This window comes from Streptomyces sp. NBC_00310, assembly GCF_036208085.1.
In the GTDB taxonomy this organism is placed as follows: Bacteria; Actinomycetota; Actinomycetes; order Streptomycetales; family Streptomycetaceae; genus Streptomyces.
Map to the genome: position 1 here is coordinate 4,677,717 of NZ_CP130714.1, position 20,215 is coordinate 4,697,931.

Annotated in this window: 10 protein-coding genes; 4 read left to right on the forward strand and 6 right to left on the reverse strand. The window is 71.0% G+C overall.

Features of this window, described 5'->3' with window-relative positions; all coding sequences use genetic code 11:
• Window positions 1-3: 3 nt before the first annotated feature.
• From OG202_RS20410 to OG202_RS20420, 3 genes are all read right to left on the reverse strand, one after another.
• Entirely contained in the window at window positions 4-309 is a 306-nt protein-coding gene (locus OG202_RS20410; protein WP_326582264.1) for a hypothetical protein, read from the reverse strand.
• Window positions 306-7,181 carry a polymorphic toxin-type HINT domain-containing protein gene (locus tag OG202_RS20415; protein WP_328223251.1) on the reverse strand — a complete coding sequence of 2,292 codons (6,876 nt, stop codon included), beginning with the start codon at window positions 7,179-7,181 and terminating at the stop codon, window positions 306-308. Before OG202_RS20415 ends, OG202_RS20410 begins: the two co-directional genes overlap by 4 nt.
• A 95-nt stretch (window positions 7,182-7,276) precedes the next feature.
• On the reverse strand, window positions 7,277-10,927 hold the full coding sequence (locus OG202_RS20420; protein WP_328223252.1) for a LamG-like jellyroll fold domain-containing protein: 3,651 nt from the start codon (window positions 10,925-10,927) through the stop codon (window positions 7,277-7,279).
• A 350-nt stretch (window positions 10,928-11,277) separates the two neighbouring features.
• Between OG202_RS20420 and OG202_RS20425 the strand changes: the two genes are divergently transcribed.
• The gene (locus OG202_RS20425) at window positions 11,278-11,778 is read left to right on the forward strand and encodes a DUF485 domain-containing protein (RefSeq protein ID WP_328223253.1); all 501 of its coding nucleotides are present in this window, start codon (window positions 11,278-11,280) and stop codon (window positions 11,776-11,778) included.
• A gap of 107 nt (window positions 11,779-11,885) precedes the next feature.
• Window positions 11,886-13,469, forward strand: a complete 1,584-nt coding sequence (locus tag OG202_RS20430) for a sodium/solute symporter (protein WP_328224698.1) — start codon at window positions 11,886-11,888, stop codon at window positions 13,467-13,469.
• Between the two features lie 60 nt (window positions 13,470-13,529).
• On the opposite strand, the gene OG202_RS20435 is transcribed toward OG202_RS20430, so the two are convergent.
• From OG202_RS20435 to OG202_RS20445, 3 genes are all read right to left on the reverse strand, one after another.
• Window positions 13,530-14,405, reverse strand: a complete 876-nt coding sequence (locus OG202_RS20435; protein ID WP_326582260.1) for a cellulose-binding protein — start codon at window positions 14,403-14,405, stop codon at window positions 13,530-13,532.
• A gap of 307 nt (window positions 14,406-14,712) precedes the next feature.
• Entirely contained in the window at window positions 14,713-17,637 is a 2,925-nt protein-coding gene (locus OG202_RS20440; protein WP_328223254.1) for an SUKH-4 family immunity protein, read from the reverse strand.
• Between the two features lie 7 nt (window positions 17,638-17,644).
• On the reverse strand, window positions 17,645-18,655 hold the full coding sequence (locus OG202_RS20445) for an SMI1/KNR4 family protein (protein ID WP_326582258.1): 1,011 nt from the start codon (window positions 18,653-18,655) through the stop codon (window positions 17,645-17,647).
• 324 nt (window positions 18,656-18,979) lie between these two features.
• Here OG202_RS20445 and OG202_RS20450 point away from each other — a divergent pair, with 324 nt between their 5' ends.
• Window positions 18,980-19,480, forward strand: a complete 501-nt coding sequence (locus OG202_RS20450) for a YwqJ-related putative deaminase (RefSeq protein WP_326582257.1) — start codon at window positions 18,980-18,982, stop codon at window positions 19,478-19,480.
• Between the two features lie 213 nt (window positions 19,481-19,693).
• Window positions 19,694-20,185: an SUKH-3 domain-containing protein gene (locus OG202_RS20455; protein WP_326582256.1), complete on the forward strand. Its 492-nt coding sequence runs from the start codon at window positions 19,694-19,696 to the stop codon at window positions 20,183-20,185.
• Window positions 20,186-20,215: the final 30 nt, after the last annotated feature.

Genomic DNA, 20,215 nt, shown 5'->3' on the forward strand with positions numbered 1-20,215 from the left:
TCGTCACTTCGCCCAATAGATCATCCGACCGTACGAACCGAGCATGGTCGGATCCGGGTGCCCCACGTGGATGCGGCTCTCGATGAGGGGGTGCTCCTCGGAGAACAGGGCGTCCAGCTCGAAGACGGCCTGGTCCACGTCCTCTTCGATCTCGGGAGTGCGGCCGCGGACCCAGAACGTCAGTTCCACACGATGTGCCTCGACGAGGACCGCCACGGCGATCACATCCGAGGAGATCAGGCCCAACAGCGCCTGGACGGCGTCCAGGACGATGCCGTTCTCGCGCCGCAGCGCGTCCGGGCCGGTCACGGCGCACTCGCGCTGGGATTCATCGGCACCACACTCGGACTCTTCGTTCCCTTGATCATGAAGATGTTCGTGGCCACGCCCAGTCGGCCTGCTCGCGGGTTGTTGTCGTACCCCGTGACGCTGGAGACCCTGATCTGGATGTGTCCGTTCTTGGTCACGCCCATGACCTGTGCCTGACCTCCGTGGTAGGCGTCGAGCACCTTCTGGGCATCGGCGTGCGAATTGAAGTAGCCACCGCCTCGATATCCGTTTCCATTGAGAATGTGACGATCCTGCTTCTGCTTGCTGATCGTCTTCTGGACCTGCGGGAGTTCGACGACATTACCGGCCTTGTCGACGATGAACCTGGGGCAGCTCGAGTTGTGGACCAGAACCGGAGTCTCGCCCGCCAGCACGTAGTACGTGTGCAGGTCCGCGACCGTGAAGTTGTACGTGCGGGCGTGCCGCTCGAAGGCGCGGTTGCCGGTGATGACGACCGTGTCGCCCTCGTCGGTGCGCAGGGTCATGCCCGGCCGGAGGTCGCGTGCCTCGATCCAGTCCCGCTCGGACGGCGACCAGAAGGGGTGCTCATGGGTCGCCGTGAGCTTCTCGACGCCGTCCTCGGTGGCGATGGACAGCTCGTTGAAGTGCTTGTCGTCCTCCGTGACGATGAGGTGGGTGACCTTGCGGGCACCCGTCTCGCCGGTCTCCGGATCCGTGGCGAGGACCTCGTCACCAACCTCGACGTCCTCGATGTCCTTGGTGGAACCGTCGGCCATCCGCACGTCGGTGCCCGCCAGGAAGCACTGGGTGCAGCCGGGGTTCGGCGCGTCCGCTTCCTTGGCCGCCTTCTGGCTGGTCTCCTTCACCAGTTTCTTGGAGAGGAGTTTGAGCCACCCGCTGATGTTGAGCATCCCCGCGACGCCGACGACGTCCTCGCCGGCGTCGTACGCCTGAGAGTCCTCGTCGACGCCCTTGCCCTCGACGAAGTCGTCGTAGGCGTCCGTGGGAGCACCGCAGTCCTGGAACCAGCAGGCCGGGGTGAGCTCGGCCAGGCCCTCCCAGCCCTCGAGGAACGCATGACCGGCCGACGCCGCGAAGTCCTTGAAGGACCCCTCCGCCCGTGGATCCGCAGGCTCCACGTTCGTGTTGCAGCCCGGCTTGTACGCCGGATACGTGGCCGAGCAGTCGGTGCCCGTGCCACCGCTGCCGTAGTTGGCGCTGCCCATCGTGGACATGCCTCCGGAGCCGTTGGAGCCGGAGGACTTGTTGCTGACGTAGTTGTAGTACGCCACGACCAGCGGGACGACGGCCATGATCAGCGCGACCAGGGCGAAGAAGAACTTGCCGTCCGGGTCCGCGAAGGTGACCGGGTTGTTGTTGCTGTAGGCGTAGCCGTTGATCTGCTGCGGATCCTTGAGGTCCGCGACGGGGTCGACGCTGATGAATCGTCCGGTGGTCGGGTCGTACTCGCGGGCGCCGAGGTGGGTGAGACCGGTCGGGTCCTTGATGCCGCCGACGAAGCCCCGTTCACCGACCCACGCGGTGGCGGCCGTGCCCCGGTCCTCGCCGAACGGCTTCATCTGCCGCCGGGTGACCCGCTGGGTGGCCGCGTCGACCTGGACGTTCGCCGTGCCGTTGTGGTCGCCGGCCATCCAGGACAGGCCCGCCGACGTACGCACGGCGACCATGTCGCTGCCGTGGACGTAGTAACGGGTCGCCGAGACCTTGCCCGCCTTGTCGAGCCGCAGCTCGGTCTCGCCCAGGTAGAGGGTGGTGCCGGTGGCGTCACGGCGGATGAGCCGGTTGCCGGCCGCGTCGTTGAGGTACTCGGTGGTCGACTTGTCCGCCTCGGTGACCTTCTCCAGGCTGCCCTCGGTGTTGAAGTCGAGGTCCTGGGTCTTGCCGCCGACGGTCCTGAGGTCGGTGTTGCCCGCCTTGTCGTAGGTGTAGCCGGTGGTGGCGGTGACCGCGCCGTCCTTCTTGGTCTCGGTGGAGGCCAGGGCGTGCGGGCGGGGCTGGTCGGCCGTCTTGTAGACGTACGAGGTGGTCGCGCCGGACAGGTGGTCGGTGGCCGTCTTGCGGTTGCCGGCGCTGTCGTACGAGAACGACTGCCAGTACTTGCCGGGGCCGCCCACGTTGCCCGTGGCGGGCGCGGTGGCGCAGTCGGCCGTGGTCGTCCAGGCGGACTTCATCCGGCGGTGGCCGTCATAGGTGAAGCACTGGCGGTCGGTGGGGCTGGTGGCCTTGTCCTCGATCTCGACCGGGTTGCCGGCGAGGTCGTAGCGGTAGTACACGTCCGCGTCGGTGCCGGTGTGGGTCTCGGAGACCACGTTCTGGCGGGCCAGCCGCTTGGTTCCGGTCTCGTAGGACCGGTTGACCTCCGTCCAGTCCGCCGTGGAGGAGACGCCCAGCGTGGTGCGGATCTGCTCGCCGGCCGGCAGGTAGTCGGTGTTCTGGACGATGCCGGTGAGGCCGTCCAGGGTGTCCGGCATCCGCTGCTCTGTGTAGCCGTACTTCAGGACCTCCTGGTCGAAGCCGCCCATCGCGGGGATGGTGCGCTTCTGGAGGGTGCCGTCGAGGTTGTAGGCGTTGGCGATGGTCCAGGTGCCGTTGGTGCCGGCCAGGGCCCCTTCGGTCTTGCTGATCGTGTACTGCTCGTTCAGGACCCGGTAGACCTTGTCGTACTTGGCGTTGGTGAGCGCGTACACGCTGCCGGTCTTGCCGCCGACGTACCGGATGGCCGAAGTGAGCTGGCCCTTGGCGATCGAGTCGTACGTCCAGCGCGCAAGGTATTTGGCGTCCTCGGGCGCGGGCGCGCCGTTCACCACCGGGACCTTGCCGTCGAGCTTGCCGGTGGTCCGGCCGAGCAGGTCGTAGGTGAATCCGACGCTCTTCTGCCGGGCGTCGGTGGTCGCCACGACCTGGTCGAGGTCGTTGAACTCGGACGTGCTGGCTCCCGCGTCCGGGTCGGAGGTGCTGGTCTGCCGGCCCAGGAGGTCGAAGCCGTACGACCAGGCGTTGCCGTCGTCGTCCTTGACGGAGGTCAGCCGGTCGGCGTGGTCGTAGCCGTAGGCGAGGCGGTTGAAGGAGCCGGTGGCCTTGTTGCCGTCGTACTCCAGCTTCTCCAACAGCCGGCCGCGGGCGTCGACCTTCTCGCGCACGGCGGGCGCACCGGTCGGCGGCTCCACCGTGGTGGTGTCACCGGTGTAGGTGTGGGTGGTGCGGGAGAACTCCTTCTCGTTGGTGAGGACCTTCTCGATCACCGGCCGGCCGGCGCCGTCGTACACCGTCTCCGTACCGGCCGGGGCCGCCGTCAGCAGATTGGCGAGCTTGCCCGAGGGCGCGGTGGTGTCGATGTAGTCCGCCGACGACGACACGGCCAGGCCGCGTGTGTCGTACTTCGTCTCGGTGATGACGCGACCCGTGCCGGACGCGGCGGGCGTCTGGGTCTGGCGCGGCCGCAGCAGCGCGTCGTAGATGGCGTACTCGGTGCGGTACGAGGTGCCGTCCTGGTTCAGCGACTTGGTGGCGATCCAGGACGCGTCGGTGTTCTGGACCTTGTACTCGAACTTGTGCGTGGGCGCCTGGTCGGCGCCCCGGTCACGGTCGGCGAGCCATACGCCGGTGAGCCGGCCGAAGCTGTCGTACGCCAGCTCCGTGCGGCCGCCGTTCGGGTCGACGGTCGCGGTCCGCACTCCCCAGTCGGGCGCGTACTCGGTGGTGGTGGCGTGGTCGAGGGCATTGGTCTCGGTGATCTTGGTCAGCGGGCCGCCCGCGGCCGGGGTGTACTCGGCGTGGTTGGTCCGGGTGCCCTTGGTGTCCCAGCTGTCGGTGAGCCGGCCCAGCGCGTCGTACTTGGCGGTGGTGACGGTCTGGAGCTGAGCGGTGCCGTCGGTGCCGTAGCCGGTGACGCGCTCCTGACGGGTCGCGTCGCCCTTCGTCGGCGCCTTGCCGTACGCCTGGTCGTCGTACGACACCCGGACGTCCGAGATCACATCGGTCGTCTTCGGGTCGTTCGTCCTCTTCGGTGTGGCGTCGCAGCCGGTGGAGACCTTCTCCACCCGCTTGGGCAGGGACAGGATCCACGCCGACTCGTTGACGGCGTACTCGGTGACGACGCAGTCCTTCTCACCGGCCGCGTCCGTCTCCTCCTTCAGGGCGAGACCGCTCGTCGGGTCGTACGTCGTCGACTTGGTGGAGGTCAGCGTGGTGCCGCCGGCCACCGGGGTGCGGGTGACGGTGGAGGCGGTGCGGACCAGGTACGCGTTGACCGTGCCGTAGGAGTGTTTGTCCGTGGCGGTCGTACGGGACCAGGGCGTGTTGACGGTGCCGCTGGTCTCGGCGCCGTCGACGCCGTTGTACGTGATCTGCTCGCGGACCTGGCCGGCGAACTGCTCGGAGTCCGTCACCGCCTTGCCCGTGGAGTCGGTGACCGTCTCCTTGCGGGTGGTGTCGCCGGACTGCTTGTCGCCGTCCATGCCCCGGTAGTAGAGGGTCGTCGACTTCGAGCGGGTGCCGGAGGGCTCGCCGGTGGTCGTGGTGACCTTCTGGTAGCCGCGCCAGATGCCCCAGGTGCGGTACTTGGCCTGGGTGATGGGCGACTCGTCGTCGTACGCCCACGCGCCGCCGCCGCTGTAGGTGTAGTCCGTCTGCTTCAGCGGGGCGCCGCCGTAGGGGTCGGACTCGGTGACCTGGGTGACGACGTACTTGTGGAAGAAGTCGGTGCGCGGCTTGGGGTCGGTGCCCGGCGTCGGGTTGGACGGCGGGATCCACTTGACCGGGTAGCAGCGTCGGGTGTTGGAGTCCAGGTCGGACGGGACGTCCGTACCGGCGACGCAGTCCTCCTTGGAGTAGTTGACGGTGAGCTTGGAGCCGGTCTCCGAAGTGACCGTACGGACTCGCCACTTGATGAAGGGGGCGACGTCGTCGCCGGTGCGGTCGACGCGGTTGTGCAGCTGGATGCCGCTGAAGGTCACGGCGGGCAGGGAGGCGTCGCCGCCTACCTTGCCGGTGCGCTTGATGGAGTCCAGCCACAGGCCGGCGTCGGAGCCGTCGCCCGGGTCGGGGAAGGTCTGGCCCAGGTGCCATGCGTTGACCGCGCGATAGTCCGTGTCGGCGCTGCCGGAGCCGTCGTACACCTGGGTGGTGACGTCGGTCAGGCGCTTGCGGGTGAAGAACGACGGGCTGGGCTGGTCGGTGCAGGGCTTGTCGGCGGCGCAGATCTGGTCGAACGGGACGTCCGGCCAGGCGTTGCGGTTGGACGAGGTCAGCGAGCCGCAGCTCTCGCCGCCGGAGACCGGCAGGCAGCGCTCGGCGACCGTGAACTTGACCCGGGCCGCGGCCGGTTGGGTGGTGGAGAAGATCGTGTCGGTGCGCTGGCCGTAGTCGATGCGCTTGAGCCAGCCGCTCCGGACGTACTCGGTGCCGTTGCCGGTGGTGCCGTTCTTGGCGTAGTGGTTGAGTTCCTTGTCGTACCAGTACGTCATGACGTTGCCGTGCGGGTCCACGACGTAGTCGAGGTTCCACCGCCAGGCCTGGGTCTTGGCGCGGCCGGAGAAGGAGTCGCCGGAGGAGTACCCGGGCTCGCCGGAGTCGTCGCCGAAGACGGGGAGCGTCCACACCGAGTTGGTCTCGGCCTTGCCCGAACTCCAGCCGGGCAGCCGGTTCTTGCCGAAGACGTACTGGGTGCCGTCGGTCGAGGTGACCGTCCAGAACTCGCCCTTGTCGCCGTTCTCCCCGGTGTCACCGTCGTCGCCGTTGACGGCGCCGGTGTCGTGGACGACCCGCTCGCCGTCGTCGCTCTTGGGCCGCCACTTGCCGCCCTCCTTCACCAGGGGCGTCGACTTGCCGTTGAGGACGAGGGAGGCGTTGTCCTCCTTCCAGCACTGGTCGTACTTCTTGTCCTGGCCGTCGTCCTCACAACTGCCGTACGCCCGCTCGACGTACGAGGTCGACAGGTCGAAGCCCTCGCCGACCCAGGACGGCTGCGCGCTGGTGGAGGAGGTGCGGCCGTCCACGCTCTGCGCGGAGTAGCCGATGGACAGGTTGGGCGCCGGGCCCGCCGGGGCCGGCGGGGTCTCCAGCGGGTAGTTCCAGGTGAAGTCGCCGTTGGAGCCGCCGGCCGACCAGGTGGAGGAGGCCGCCAGCGGGGTGGCCTCGTAGGTGCCCTGGTCGGAGCCGGCCGCGGCGGACAGGGCCATGACCATGGCGGCGGGCCCGGCCTTGGCCGTCTTGGCCTTGGGCGGGGTGACCCGGGCGGTCACGGTCTCCGCCTCGGCGTCGTTCTCGGACGCCACCGGGGTGGTCCTGCGGCACTCCGCCTTCTCCGGCGTGGTCAGGGCGCACGCGGGGAGCTGGACGAGACGCAGCCGGGAGGACCAGTTGCCGCTGTAGGCGTCGGCGAAGGAGCTGTAGTCGACGGTGGTGGCGGTCTTGGCACCATCACTACCGGAGACGGTGAACACCAGTCCGTCGATGCCGAGTTCGCCGGTGGCCTTGCGGCCGAGGACGCGCACCTTCGGCGCCTCGGCCTCGGCTTCGCCTGCGGCGGCCTTGGCCGTCCGGCCCGCCTTCGACGGCCGGACCTTCACAACCGACGCGCCCGGCCAGGTCACCTTCGCGCGGGCCTTGGCGAGCGACTCGCGCGCGGCGGCCACGGTCGGGTCCTTGACCTTGGCGGCCTTCGGGTCGAAGGGCTGGGCCTTGCCGTACTTGGCCTTCGGCAGGGCGCTGTGGTCGCGGTTCTCGTCGGCCGCGAGCGCCGGGGCGGCGCTCAGCAGAGTGGCGACGACCGCCGTGGACACGGGCAGGACGACGGACGCCAGCCGGCGTCGGCCCGCTCTGCTCCATGCCCAGCTTTTGGGCAGCAGTGAGCTGTTCCTGGACAACACGTGAGGGGTTCTCCTGGATGAAGAGGTGAGAAAGAGGGAGGGGGCGTGCCGGGCCGACGGCCCGGCACGCCGTGAGAAGGGAGCAGGGTGCGCGGCTACTCGATCGGCACCGGCGGCTCGTCCACCGTCGCCAGCTGCGTGATCTCCGCGTCGGAGAGCACGCCCGCGTAGACGCGCAGGTCGTCGAGCTGGCCGGCCAGCGGGTTGCCCCATTCGCCGGTGTCGTGGCGGCGTGAACCGCCGACCATCAGGGGTCCGGTGGGCTGGTAGGCGTCGTCGCTGAGGACACCGTCCTCGTCGCCCTGCCGCTGCCCCGAGACATACAGCTTGATGGAGCTGTTCACCGAGTCGAAGACGGCGACGACATGCACCCAGCCGCCGGGTGAGTTGACCTCGTCGGAGACGACCCCGGCGGCCGGTCCGTTGAGGACGTCCGTCTCGTAGCGCCCGAAGTTCCAGTCACCGACGGTCTGGCCGGCCTCCTGCCGGTACCAGAGGCGGAAGGAGTTCCGTTCGGCGCCCGGGTGCGAGAAGACGGTCGCCGAGTGCGGCAAGGTGGTGTTCTCCAGCCTCGACACGTCCAGGTTGACCCAGCCCGCCAGGCTGTAGCTGCCGGACTCGTCCAGCTCCACCGCCGAGGTGGCCCGGCCCAGCTTCGCGGCGTCGAGTTCCAGCACGTCGCCGTGGGCCGGGTCGTCGGTCGCGGCGAAGGACGCGCCCGTGTCCAGCCGGAGCACGTTGCCCCTGCCGGAGCCGTCCAGGGCGGTGTGGCCGACGGGCACGTTGAACGCCCAACTGGCGAGCAGGGCTGCCTCGTTGTGGCCGGTGGCCGGGTTCTCGGCGTTGACGATCGCTTCCAGTTCGTTGTCGAAGACCACCCGGTTCCACACCTGGACCTGGTCGATCTCCCCCTCGAACCAGGACGAGTACTTCCCCAGCGACTTCATCCGGCCGACCTCGAAGGTGCCCTTGGCCGCCCACGGTGTGGTGAACTCCGTGGCCGCCTGGAGCTGTCCGTTGACGTACAGCCGGATCTGCTTCCTGTTGTGGTCGTACACACCCATCAGATGCGTCCACGCACCCGCGACCGGCGGCTTCTTGGACAGCGCGCGGACGATCGTCGGCGAGTCGACGTCGGTCCCGTACCGGTTGAAGATCCAACGGTCGAACGACTCCGAGTAGTACAGCTGGAAGGCGCCGCCGCTGGTGCCGCTCTGGGTGGCCACGGTGGCGACGTGGTCCTTCGAGGTCAGCCTCGCCCACGCGGAGACGGTGAAGCTGTTGGTGGTGTCCAGCACCGAGGTGGCGGTGGAGGCCGAGCTGGTGGCGCCGTCGGTGCGCAGACCGCCACCGAGCCGCGCCTTGTCGGTCCAGGTCGTGGCGGCCAGCGTCAGCGGCCGGTTCTTGCCGGAGGAGTCCGCGGCGGTCGTACCGCTGCCCTCGTCGAACTTCCAGCTCGCCACCGGGTCGGAGCCCTTGGCCACCCGGAACTGGTAGTCGGCGTGGGGACTGGCGTTGCCCGCCCCGTCGTACGTCTGCACCCGCAGGGTGTTGGTCAGCCGCTTGTCGGGCGCGGCCTCGATCTCGTAGGCGGGCGTGTTGGCGGTGAAGGTCTTGCTGCCGAGCTTCGCGCCGTTGAGCCACCAGTCGTAGCGGCGTACGTCGCCGGCGCCGCCCTCGACCTTGAAGCCGGCGGTCATACCGACGCTGCCCTGCTCCGGGTCGGCGGGGTCACAGCTGGTGCCCGCGCACTCCTTGTAGACGGTCGAGGAGACCTTCGGCAGCAGCGGGCCCTTGGAGTCCACCTTGAAGTAGCAGTAGCCCGACCACGGTCCGTACAGCGAGTGGGTGGCCCCCTGCCAGGTGTACTTGTACTCGGTGCGCGCCCGGAACCTGTACGCGGCGTTCTCCTCCAGGGTCGCCGTGACGGAGGTTCCGGCCGTGCCGCTGTCCGTCCAGGTGGACGGCTTCAGCGAGGTCGCCGTGGTGGCGGTGCCCTTGTACAGCTCGAAGTGGGGTCGCAGCGAGGCGTTGGAGGCGTCGCTCGACGTCGGCGTCGCGGTCAGCCGGGGCGTGGCGTCCCGGATCTGCGCGGGCGCCGAGGACGCCGAGCAGGAGACCTTCGGGTCGGACATCTTCACCGACGACGGCTTGCTGTCCGGCGGGGTGACGTACGTGATCGACAGCCGGGGCTTGCGCGCGGACGTGGCCTCCGGGTCCAGCGGCGACATGAACTGCTTCCACGCGATCGGGTCGCCCTCGTCGGCCCGCAGGCCGAGCGTGGTCAGTGTGTCCTTGGCCTTCGCGGTGTGCGCGACGGCCGCCGTGGCGTCGAACTCGATGTCACCGTCCGGGCACTCGGAGGAGTGCCCCTTCGCGGCCGAGACCGTGTCCACCTTCGTGTACCACTTCAGCGACGTGGACTGCGAGTTCCAGGTGGTGGACGAGGAGATCGAGCTCGTGCGGTACAGGTCGACGTTCTGCTTCACACAGTTCGCCGACCAGATCGCGTACGGCGTGAAGGTGGCGTTGAGGATCTTCTTGCCGGCCACCCTGCGGGTGTCGAACTGGAACAGCGACCGCGACTTCTTGTTGTCGACGAACGCGTCGTAGCCCACGCCGAGCGCGTGCTTCGTCTTCCAGAAGCTGGTGCCGGGCGAGTTGGACCACAGCGCCGTCCACCCGGTGAGCGTCGCCTTGACCGCGGGCGGGTCGAGGACCACCGGGTACGTGGTGGCCTCGTCGGCGAGGAAGCCCTGGTCCGGGACGACGGTCAGGGTGTCGTCGGTGACCGCCGTGTCCATCACGGCCGTACGGGACTCGGCGTCGGCGCTCAGGGTCTCGGCGACGGCCTCGGCGGAGGAGGCGGAGGAGGAGGAGGCGGAGACCGTGCTCGGCCCGGCCTTCTTCGCGGAGGCCGCCGAGGTCTTCGCCGGGGCCTTCGCGGCGGCCGTGCCGGCATCCGTGGCCGTGCCCGTTGCCCTGCCCGCGTCCCACATCAGCGCCGAGCCGCTGGAGACGACCGCGTACCCCGAGTCGTCCACGAACGAGGCCGCGCCGGAGTCGTCCGTGCGCACGGAGAGTCCCTCGGCCTCGACCGGGAAACTCACCTTCTCCAGGGCCGGGTTGGCGGCGGCCTCGCGACTGTGGACCACCAGGTGGTACGTGAACCCGTCCGGGTGGGCCTGCACGGCGAGGTCCACGTCGGGGAGCACCGACCGGTACACGGCCGACGAACCGTCGACCTCCGGCTTCGGCAGCGCCCAAGGGGACGACACCGCGTACTTCTTGCCGGCCGTCACCATCCGGGCCAGCGGCTCGTCGGTGCCGCCGCCGGAGAACCGGATGTCCTCGGCCGCGCGCGGCGCGAGGCCGCCGTCCGGCCGGGTGACGAGCGTGGTGTCGACGTCCGTCCACGCGCCGTCCTTGCGGACGCGTTCGGGCGACGTCGCCGTCTCGGCGGTGAACGTGCCGTCGGGATGGGCGACGACCCTGCTGGTCGACGACGTCAACTCGTCGACCTCCACGGGCTTCTTGGACGCGACGGCCCGCTCGGAGGCCCGAGCCTCGGCCGTGGCGGCCGGCAACTCGTCGTCCTCCCAGAAGTCCTTGCCCCGTGCCCCGTCGTCGGCCGTAAGGCCGGAACTCCCCGTGTCCGTATCCGTGTCCGCCGCCCGCACCGGCGTGGCTTGTAGGCCACCGGCCAGCACGAGCACCGCGGCGGCGATGGTCGTCGCCCCGCGCATGGCTCGACTGCGACTGTGTGGTCGCACTCTTCCCCCCGCTTTTTTATTTTTTGGTTATTCGTTGGTCGAAGGGAGGGTAACCAGTGTCTTTTTGTTGACCAAGTGGCGATCCGTGAGGCACATCTCACACTCTGCGCACAGCATGCGCACAGACCCCTCCTGACCCTCGTTCAAAAACCTGAGTTAATCCGGGTAACACCCGAGGTCAGCGCCGGATCCGCCGGGTAAGCGCATACCGACCGATCAGTTTGCCGAAACCCTCGCGCACCGCCGCACCCACGGGTAGCGTTCACGCCCGCCCCCCTCCCTGCGGTCCGCACCGGACCCGAGCCGCGCAAGGAGACAAAGGGATGACCGACCCGTTCTCGTCACCCCCGCACCCACCGCACAGTTCAGCTCGCTCGTACCCACCGCACACCTCGTCCCCCTCGTACGACACCTACCCCTGGATGCCCCAGGACCAGGACCCGGCCCCGGACCCGGCCCGGGATCAGCCCTCTCGCGGCCCCCGCCACTCCGCCCTCGGCCACCACAGCGACCTGCGGGTGCTGCGGAGCGCGTACCGCTGGCAGCGGCGGGTGGCGACACTGACGGCGCTCGGTTACTTCGTGCTGTTCCTCCTGCTGTCGGCGTTCGCCCCGTCGTTCATGACGAGCGAGGTCAGCGGCGGACTGTCCACGGGCCTGCTGCTCGGTCTGCTCCAGGTGCCGGTGACGTGCCTGGCCATCTGGCTGTACGAGCACACCGCGCGCCACCGCGTCGACCCGCTGGCCGACCGGATGCGCGACCTGGCGGCGGTGGACGCGAGGCGGGACGCACGGCAGGACGCGGGGCGGAGGGCCACGCGATGACACCCGTCCTCTCCTTCACGGCCTCCGCCCCCTCCTCGCCGTCGCCCACCGCCCCCTCGACGACAGCCGTGGGCGGCCTCGCCGAGTTCAGCGGGTCGGCCCAGGCCATGTCGCTCGTCGGGTTCACGGCGGTCGCCACGATCACGCTGCTGCTGTGCGTGATGACGGGCCCGGACCGGGACGACCTCGACGAGTTCTACACCGGCTACAGCTCGCTCTCCCCCATGCGCAACGGCCTCGCCATCGCGGGCGACTACATCTCGGCGGCGACCGTGCTGGGCACCGGCGGAGTGATCGCCCTCTTCGGCTACGACGGCGTGGTCCTCGCCCTCAGCACGGCCCTGTCCCTGATGCTGCTGATGTTCCTGCTGGCCGAACCCCTGCGCAACGCGGGCCGGTTCACGATGGGCGACGCGCTGGCGCGGCGGATGCCCGGCCGGTCCGTCCGCATCATCGCCTGCGTCGTCACGATCGCCGCGCTGATGCCGATGATGCTCGTCCAACTGGCGGGCACGGGCGACCTGTTGGCGTTTGTCCTCGGTTTCTCCAGCGACAGCCTGAAGACCGGTGTCGTGGTGATCGTCGGCGCGCTGATGATCGGCTACGCGGCGATCGGCGGCATGAAGGGCACCGCCCTCATCCAGATCCTCAAGATCGTGATGCTGCTCGGTTCGGGCGCCCTGGTCGCCGTACTGATCCTGCACAAGTTCGACTGGAACCCCGGCCTGCTGCTCGGCGCGGCGGCCGACAAGAGCGGCATCGGCACCGGCTACCTCCACTCGGGGCTCCAGTTCTCGGGCGGCCCGCACCCCGAACTCGACATGATCAGCGCCCAGTTGACAGTCGTCCTCGGCGGCGCCTGCCTCCCCCACGTCACCATGCGCATGTACACGGCGAACAACGCCCGTCAGGTCCGCCGCTCACTGTCCTGGGCGGTCCCCTCGGTCGCCCTCTTCGTCCTGATCATCTCGGTGATCGGCTTCGGCGCGACGGCCCTGATCGGCCGCGAGGTGATCGCGGCGGCCGACCCGCAGGGCAACACGGCCTATCTGCTGGGCTCGATGGCGGCGTTCGGCACGGAGGTGTCCACGGCGGAGACGCTGCTCTTCACCACGGTCACGACGGCGGTCTTCCTGACCCTCCTCGCCTCCGTGGCCGGCATGATCCTCGCCTGCGCCAACTCCCTCGCCCACGACGTCTTCGCGGCCCGCGCCGCCCAGCCCCTCACCCCCCGCCGCGAGATGACGATCGCCAGGCTGTCGGCGTGCGCCGTCGGCATCACCGCGATCGTCCTCGCCACGATGGTCCAGCACCGCAACCTCCAGCCCCTGGTCACCCTCTCCTTCTGCCTCGGCGCCTCCGCCCTCGCCCCCGCCCTCGTCTACGGCCTCTTCTGGCGCCGCTACACCCGTACGGGCCTCATGTACACCCTCATCGGCGGCACCCTCTCCGTCCTCGTCCTCATGACCGGCACCAACCTCGTCTCCGGCTCCCCGAGCTCCGCCTTCCCCCGCGCCGACTTCAACTGGTTCCCCTTCACCACGACCGGTCTCGTCTCCATCCCCCTGGGCTTCGCCTTCGGCTGGCTCGGCACGGTCCTCTCCGGCCGCGCCACGGCGGACGAACAGCGCAAGCAGTACGAGGCGGTGGAGGGCTGGATCCTGGCGGGCGCGACGAGAAGGGGGGACTGAGGAGAAGAGGGCCGAGGAGAAGAGGGCTGAGAATAGGGGGGACCGACCCGGCATCGCGCCCTAGTCGGTCAGCGCCGACAGACTGTCCCGGATGCAGTCCATATGCGCCCGGACGTCGTCCCACCTCTCCCCGTGCTCCCGCAACACCCTCTCGGTCTCCCGAGCCACCCACTCCTCCCGCCGCCGAGCCTCCGTCAACGACTCGGCGGCACGCTCCTCCGCCTCCTCCTGCATCCGCGCCGCGTCGGCCTCCGCGTCCGCGAGCCCCTGCTCGGCCTCGGCGAGGGCGGCCTCCGCACGAGCGACCCGTTCGGCCTGCCCGGCATCGAACGCGGCCTCCCGTTCGGCGACCTCCCGCTCGATGGCGGCCACCCGCTCGCCGTACTCCTTCTCGAGTTCCGCGAGCATCCCCTCGGTCCGCTCCCGCATCTCCCGCAGCGCGGCCAACGCCTCGCCCCGCCCCTCCTTCACCCCGCGCCGGGCCTCTTTGCGCAGATCGTCGGCCTCGGCCTGGGCGGCCAGCAACAGGTGCCGGGCCCGCTCCTCGGCCTCCCCGCGCACCTCGTCGGCGTACGCCTGCGCGGCCCCCCGCAGCAGCAGCCCCGCCTCCTCCGCCTCGGCGACCATCCGCCGGGCGTCGTGGCGCCCGCCCTCGCGGACGGCCGTGGCCTCCTCGACGCCGAGTTCGTACAGTTCCCTGGCGCGCCCGCCGAGCGCCTCGTACGTCTGCGGGGTCAGCCCGGCCACCGTCTCGCGCAGCCGGTCGAGTTCCGTGCCCATCTCCCGGGCCAGCACGGTCAGCCGGGCCGCCCGCTCCCAGGCCGCGTCCCGGTCCCGCGAGAGGTCCACCGCGTGGGCGTCGACCTGCTCCGGGCGGTAGCCGCGCCGCACGACGTCGAACTCGAAGCCATGGGGTGCCGTCGGTGCGCTGCTCATGCTGGGCCCTCTCCGCCGGACGCACACGCAATGATGATTGCGCGCACATCTTGATGTATCGGGCAGAAGTGTTCATAACGCGACACTCCGTAGGAGGTAACGGGAGCGTGGGCGAGCAGAGGGAACGGGCACACGGATCGGGCGTAAGGAGCGGGCGTAGGGAACGGGCACACGGAGCGGACGTACGGAGCGGACGTACGGAGCGCGCGTACGGCGCGGGCACACGGAAGGGCCCGGCCCGGTCGTACGAGACCGGGCCGGGCCCTTGCGACGTGCGTGCGGTGCGGCGGCCGTCAGCCGCGACGGATCACAGCAGTCCGTCCCACATCTGCTCCAGCAGCACCGACCACCAGCTCTCCGGCGAGGCGAGCGCCGCCGGGTCGAGGGCGGCGAGCTGTGCCTGGAAGTCGACGGTCCAACGGCCCGCCTGCTCCTGGTTGAGGCCGAACCGCAGCCGCCACATCCGGCCGAGCAGAGCGAGGCAGCGCGCGAACTCCGGCAGACCGGTGTTCACGAACTGCGGCGGTACGGGCGCACCGCCCGGCCCCGCCTCAACCGGCACCGCCACGATGTTCGCCGTGCCGTACTGCACACACAGCGCCTTGCCGAAGTCGCTGCCCATCACCAGGTACGAGCCCGCGTCCGCCGCCGGCTGCACACCCCGCTCCTGCGCCAGCTCCGCCAGCGTCGGCACCGGACGGCCCGGCTGGGCCTGCGCCCAGAAGAACGGCCCCATGTCCACCGGCAGCCCGGCCACGACCAGCGTGTGCGCCACGATCGGCGGAACACCCTGCCGCGACACCGCCTGCTGGTCGAACCGGAACACCCCCGGCCCGAACGCCGCCGCCAGCTCCTGCCCGATCGCCTCCGGCGGGATCGGCGGCGCCGGCTGCACCGGCGGCAACGGCGCCCGCACCGGTGCGAGCCGTGCCGGACCGTCCGCGACCTGGTGCAACTCCCCCTGGTGCGCGATGAGCTGGGCCATGCCCTGCTGCCGGCTCGCATGGTCCTTGCCGTACGGGGCGATGGACGTGATGCGCGCGTTCGGCCACTGCTCACGGATCATCCGCGCGCAGTACGCCCCCGGCAGCTCGCACGACTCCAGCTCCGTGTGGAGTTCGAGGACCGCCTCCGGCGGGATGTTCAGCCCGCGCAGCTCGTGGAAGATCTGCCACTCCGGGTGCGGCGTGCCCGGCGCCGAACGCCGGATCACCTGCTGCTCGGATCCGTCCGGCGCCCGGAACCGCAGGACGGCCTGGTAGCCGGGGCCGACGGTCGGCTGCCCGGTGGGCTGCTGCGGATAGCCGTACGCGGGCGGAGCGCCCATCGGCTGCCCCGGCGGCCCGGGAACCGGCCCGGACTGACCCGGATGTCCGGGCATCGACTGTCCGGGCATCCCCTGGTGAGCCCCCGACGGCATCCCTGGCGGCCCGGGCGGCTGCGGGGCCCCGGGCGCACCGGGACCACCGGGCGGCGGCCCGGCCAGCATCGTCTCGGCGTGGTGCACGGGACCGGGGGCAGCCGGCGGCTGACCCGGAGCACCGGGCGCACCGGGCGCGACAGGGCCGCCCACGGCAGGCCCGGCCAGCATCGTCGCCGCATGGTGCACACCACCGGCGGGCGTACCCCCGGGCGGCTGCGGCGCACCGGGAGCACCGGGACCACCCGGCTGCCCAGGAGCCCCAGGAGGTCCCGGCGGCTGCGGCGCGCCCGGACCGCCCACCGCCGGCCCGGCCAGCATCGTCGCCGCGTGGTGCATGCCACCCGGAGGTGTGCTCCCGGGCGGATGCGGCACGCCAGGTGCCCCGGGGGCGCCGGGAGCACCGGGCCGACCCGGAGCGCCGAGGCCCTCCGGCCCGTCCGGGCCGAGGGAGGAGACCAGCTGGGTCGGCACGTACCCGCCCGCCGGGGTGCCCGGAGCACCGGGCCCGGACTGCGGCGCGGGCGTGCCACCCGGACGGGCGCCCGGTGTCCCCGGGGCGCCGGGCGGAGCCGGAGGCGGCGGCGCACCGGGCCCACCGCCCCGGCGCGGAGGCGGCGCGGCCTTGCTCGTGGCGGCGTCGGCGATGTCACCGGCGTGGGGCGCCAGCGGCCGGCCCGGCCCAGTGCCCGGACCCTGCGGACCACCGGCCCCCTGCGGATAGCCGTACGACGGCGCACCGGGCGGCGGGGTCCCCTGCCCCTGCGGGCCACCGGGTCCCTGCGGATAGCCGTAGGACTGCGCACCCGGCGGCGGAGTGCCCGGACCCGACGGCGGTTGCTGGTGCGGCTGCGAAGGGGCGCCCGGCATGCCCGCGTCGGGGCCGGGGCCGCCCACGGCCGGCGACACCGCCGTACGCGGAAGCCGGCTGCCGCCGGAGATCAGCGCGGTCTTGGCATCCGGCAGCGCGCTGGGCGGCGGGGTGTCGTCCGCGTCGCCCACCTCGGACAGCTGCGGCGCGAACACCGTCTCCGGCAGCGGCACCGAACGGTCGTCCTCGGCCTCGGCGTTGGTGTCCGTCCCGGCCCACGGGGTCGCCCCCGCGGGCACCGCGTCCTGCGGCTCGATGTCCCTCGGCGGCACCGCGTCCCGCACCTCGTCGTCCACCGACGCGGCGGCCGGCCACGGCGTGGCGTCGGCCGGCGCGGCGGGCACCCCACGGCCGTCCGACGGCGACGTTCCCCCCGGCCCCGCCAGCGTCTCGGGCATCGAACCGCCGACCCCGGACACGCCGTTGGCGCCCACGGAGCCGGAACCGCCCGTGTCGGCGGCGACCGGCCGGGACCCGGCACCGTCGGACACCCCGGAACCAGAACCAGAACCAGAACCGGCACCGGCACCGGCACCGGCACCGGCACCGGCACCCGAGCGGTGGTCCGGAATCCCCATCCTGTCCGCCGCGTCCTGCAACCACTCAGGCGGAGTCAACAGGAACGACGTCTGGTTCAGGTCCACCCGCGCCGGAGGCGCCGGCGCGGCCGGAGCCCCCTCCGCACGGCCGTACTCCTCCTCGAAGCGGCGGATCACCTCACCCACCGGCAACGACGGCCACAGCGTGGCCTCCCCGCTGTCCCGGGCGATGACCAGCCGCTGCGCGCCACCGTCGGAACGCGGGCCGTCCGTCCGGTCCTCGGCCCACACCACGAACCCCAGCTCGAACTCCCGCACCCGCACCTCACGGTGCTGATAGCCCGGCAGGTCGCCGTTGATCCACTCCTCGGCGCGCTCCTGCGCCTGAGCGAACGTCACCATCGAAAACTCACTCCCCCACCGAAGACGCGGCGGCGCCCGCGGCGACCGGCACAGCCGTCGCGAAGCCACCGTCCACCATCAGGTTGGCCACCGTCTCCAATTCCGGCGGATTGCCCGCCAGCCGGGACAGGAACGCGTCGAAGTCCTCACCGGCGGGGAGCAGCAACCGCTCCACCCGCTCGGCGGGCGACCACGACGGATCGACGTCACGGGCATCGTCGTACGCGCAGAACCAGACCGACCCGATCCGGTCACCCTTCACCTTCACCGCGAGAATCCCGCCCTGCGCGAACGAGACCGCCAGGTAGTCCTTGGTGAGATGGTCCCGCAGACACTTGTTGACGTACACCAGGTCGTTGACCGCGGCCTCGTCCCGCACCGTGAAGAACGGCTGGTCCACCAGCAGCCCCAACTCCGCGTCGAGCGCCGCCCCCACCGGAGCACAACCGCCCGCCGCCTTCAGGAACGACCGGTACGCGCCCGGCAGCCGGTACCCGAGGTCCTCCTCGACCCCCTGCACCTGCGTCTCGGTCACCGCCACCGCCGACGACTTCGGCAGCCCGAAGTGCGCCGGCCGGGTCTCCTGCAACGGCCGCGTGCCCCGCTTGTGCTGGTCCACGCGCGCCGTCGCGATGCCACCGTGATGCCGCAACAGCGCCTTCACCTCGACCGGCACCAACTCCAGCCGCCGGCCACCCGGCGCGTGATGCCACGTCCAGCCGTGCGGCGTCGCCACCGGCGGGATCGTGTCCCACAGCTCGTGCCCCGTCGCCGCCAGCGCCGCGTTCGCGGACACGTAGTCCGTCAACCGCAGCTCGTCCACCCCGAACCCCTCCGGAGGATCGGCGATCTCCGCCGCCGCACGCGCGTACGGCGAGAAGTCCGGAAAGCCGTGCGCGTCAACACGGACACCCCTCGGATGACGCGCGGCCCGGACCGGATCCGGAAACTGCACGACCTGCCCGGCGTAGGCCGCGTTCGGCGGCGCGGCTTGCTGCCCGAGCCGACCTGTCGTCATGGCGGTAGCCCCCTGCGGCGTTCTGTGTGACCTGTTCTGGCTGCGTTGTCGCTGTGTCGCACTGCTCTCCGACAGCAGAGAAGGCACCGTTATGGCCTGCTCTGTCCGCCCTCGATCGCAAGACCGAACGGATCGCGGTTGTCGACAGCCTATGCGGTACGGCGACACCGGTCATCGGGCCTCCGCTTCCGTGACCAGCCGTCACACCACCCTCACGCAACGCCGAAGAACGGGCGTGTCGTACCGTCCCAGCTTCCGCACCGGCCACGCCGTTTGGCACTCTGTGTCCGCCGACGGGGGATGCAATAGGAGGGGACCACGATCATGAGTGCGACGCAGGCGGGACCTTCGGGCGACCCCCGCATCGGCTGGAGCAGCGCGGAACAGCCGCATGTCCCCGCCCTCCTCCACCGCCGCGACGGCATCCTGCCGACCGTGGCCGCCGCCCTCTCCGTGCGCGGCGAGACCCTCACCGGCACCGCCGCCCGCGGCGACCAGGCCCCGCCCCTGCACCCCCTGGTCCAGGAGTTCCTCGACTCCCTCGCCACCGCACAGCGCGACCGCTTCACCGGCCGCTGCGCCGAGGCCATCCTCATCTCCCGCCACATCGCCGGCGCCGACGCCACACGCAGCAGGCGCGCCGCCCGCAGACCCATGTCCAACGGCGAAGCCCGCAAGGTCCTCAAGCAGGCCAAACTCACCACCCGCCACATCCGCGAGGACGGCGACCCCCTCCACGGCGCCTTCGCCACCCCCTGCCGCTCCTGCACGGCCCTCAGCGCCCACTTCGGCGTCCGCATCGTGGACCCGACACAGGCGAGCTGAACCGAGCCGGGACCCGGGAAACCGCCCGGCCCAGAAACCCGTCTCCCGAAGACCGCGACAGAAAACACGAAACCCGAAACCGTTCCGGGAACGCGGGCCATCCTGATACGCCGAAGTCCCGGCCGAAGTCCCCACCAGCTCCCCACCCGCTCCCCGCCCCCGCCCCCACCACAATTCACCACCGCCGACGAACCCCCGACGAACAAAGGGCAGATGCACACCGACCGCACCTCCACGCGCTTCTCCGTCCCCGTCGACGCCGCCCTGCGCGCCGCCGGATGGCAGCCGGGCCGCTGGGACATAAAGCAGGCCGAGATCTGGGCCGACACCCTGCGCGAGCACGCCTCGCCGGCCGGCCACCGCCACGCCGTCTTCCCGGCCGCGGTCGAGGCCTGGGCCGAATTCGGCGGCCTCCGCCTCACCGCCCAGGGCCCCGGCCGGCAGCTCGCCCCCGCCGACCTCCACCTCGACCCGCTGCACGGCCTCCACATGGCCCGCACCCTCGGCGACCTCGGCCGCGCCCTCGACACCGAGGTCTGCCCCCTCGGCCACGAAACCGCCACCCGCTCCCTCATCGCCATCGACACCGAGGGCCGCGCCTACGCCCTCGACCACACCGGCGACTGGTACCTCGGCCCCAACATCGACACGGCCCTCACCACCCTGCTCGCAGGCATCGAACCAACCCGCCTGACAGCGACCTGAACGGGCCCAACGGCCTCCTGAACGGGCCCG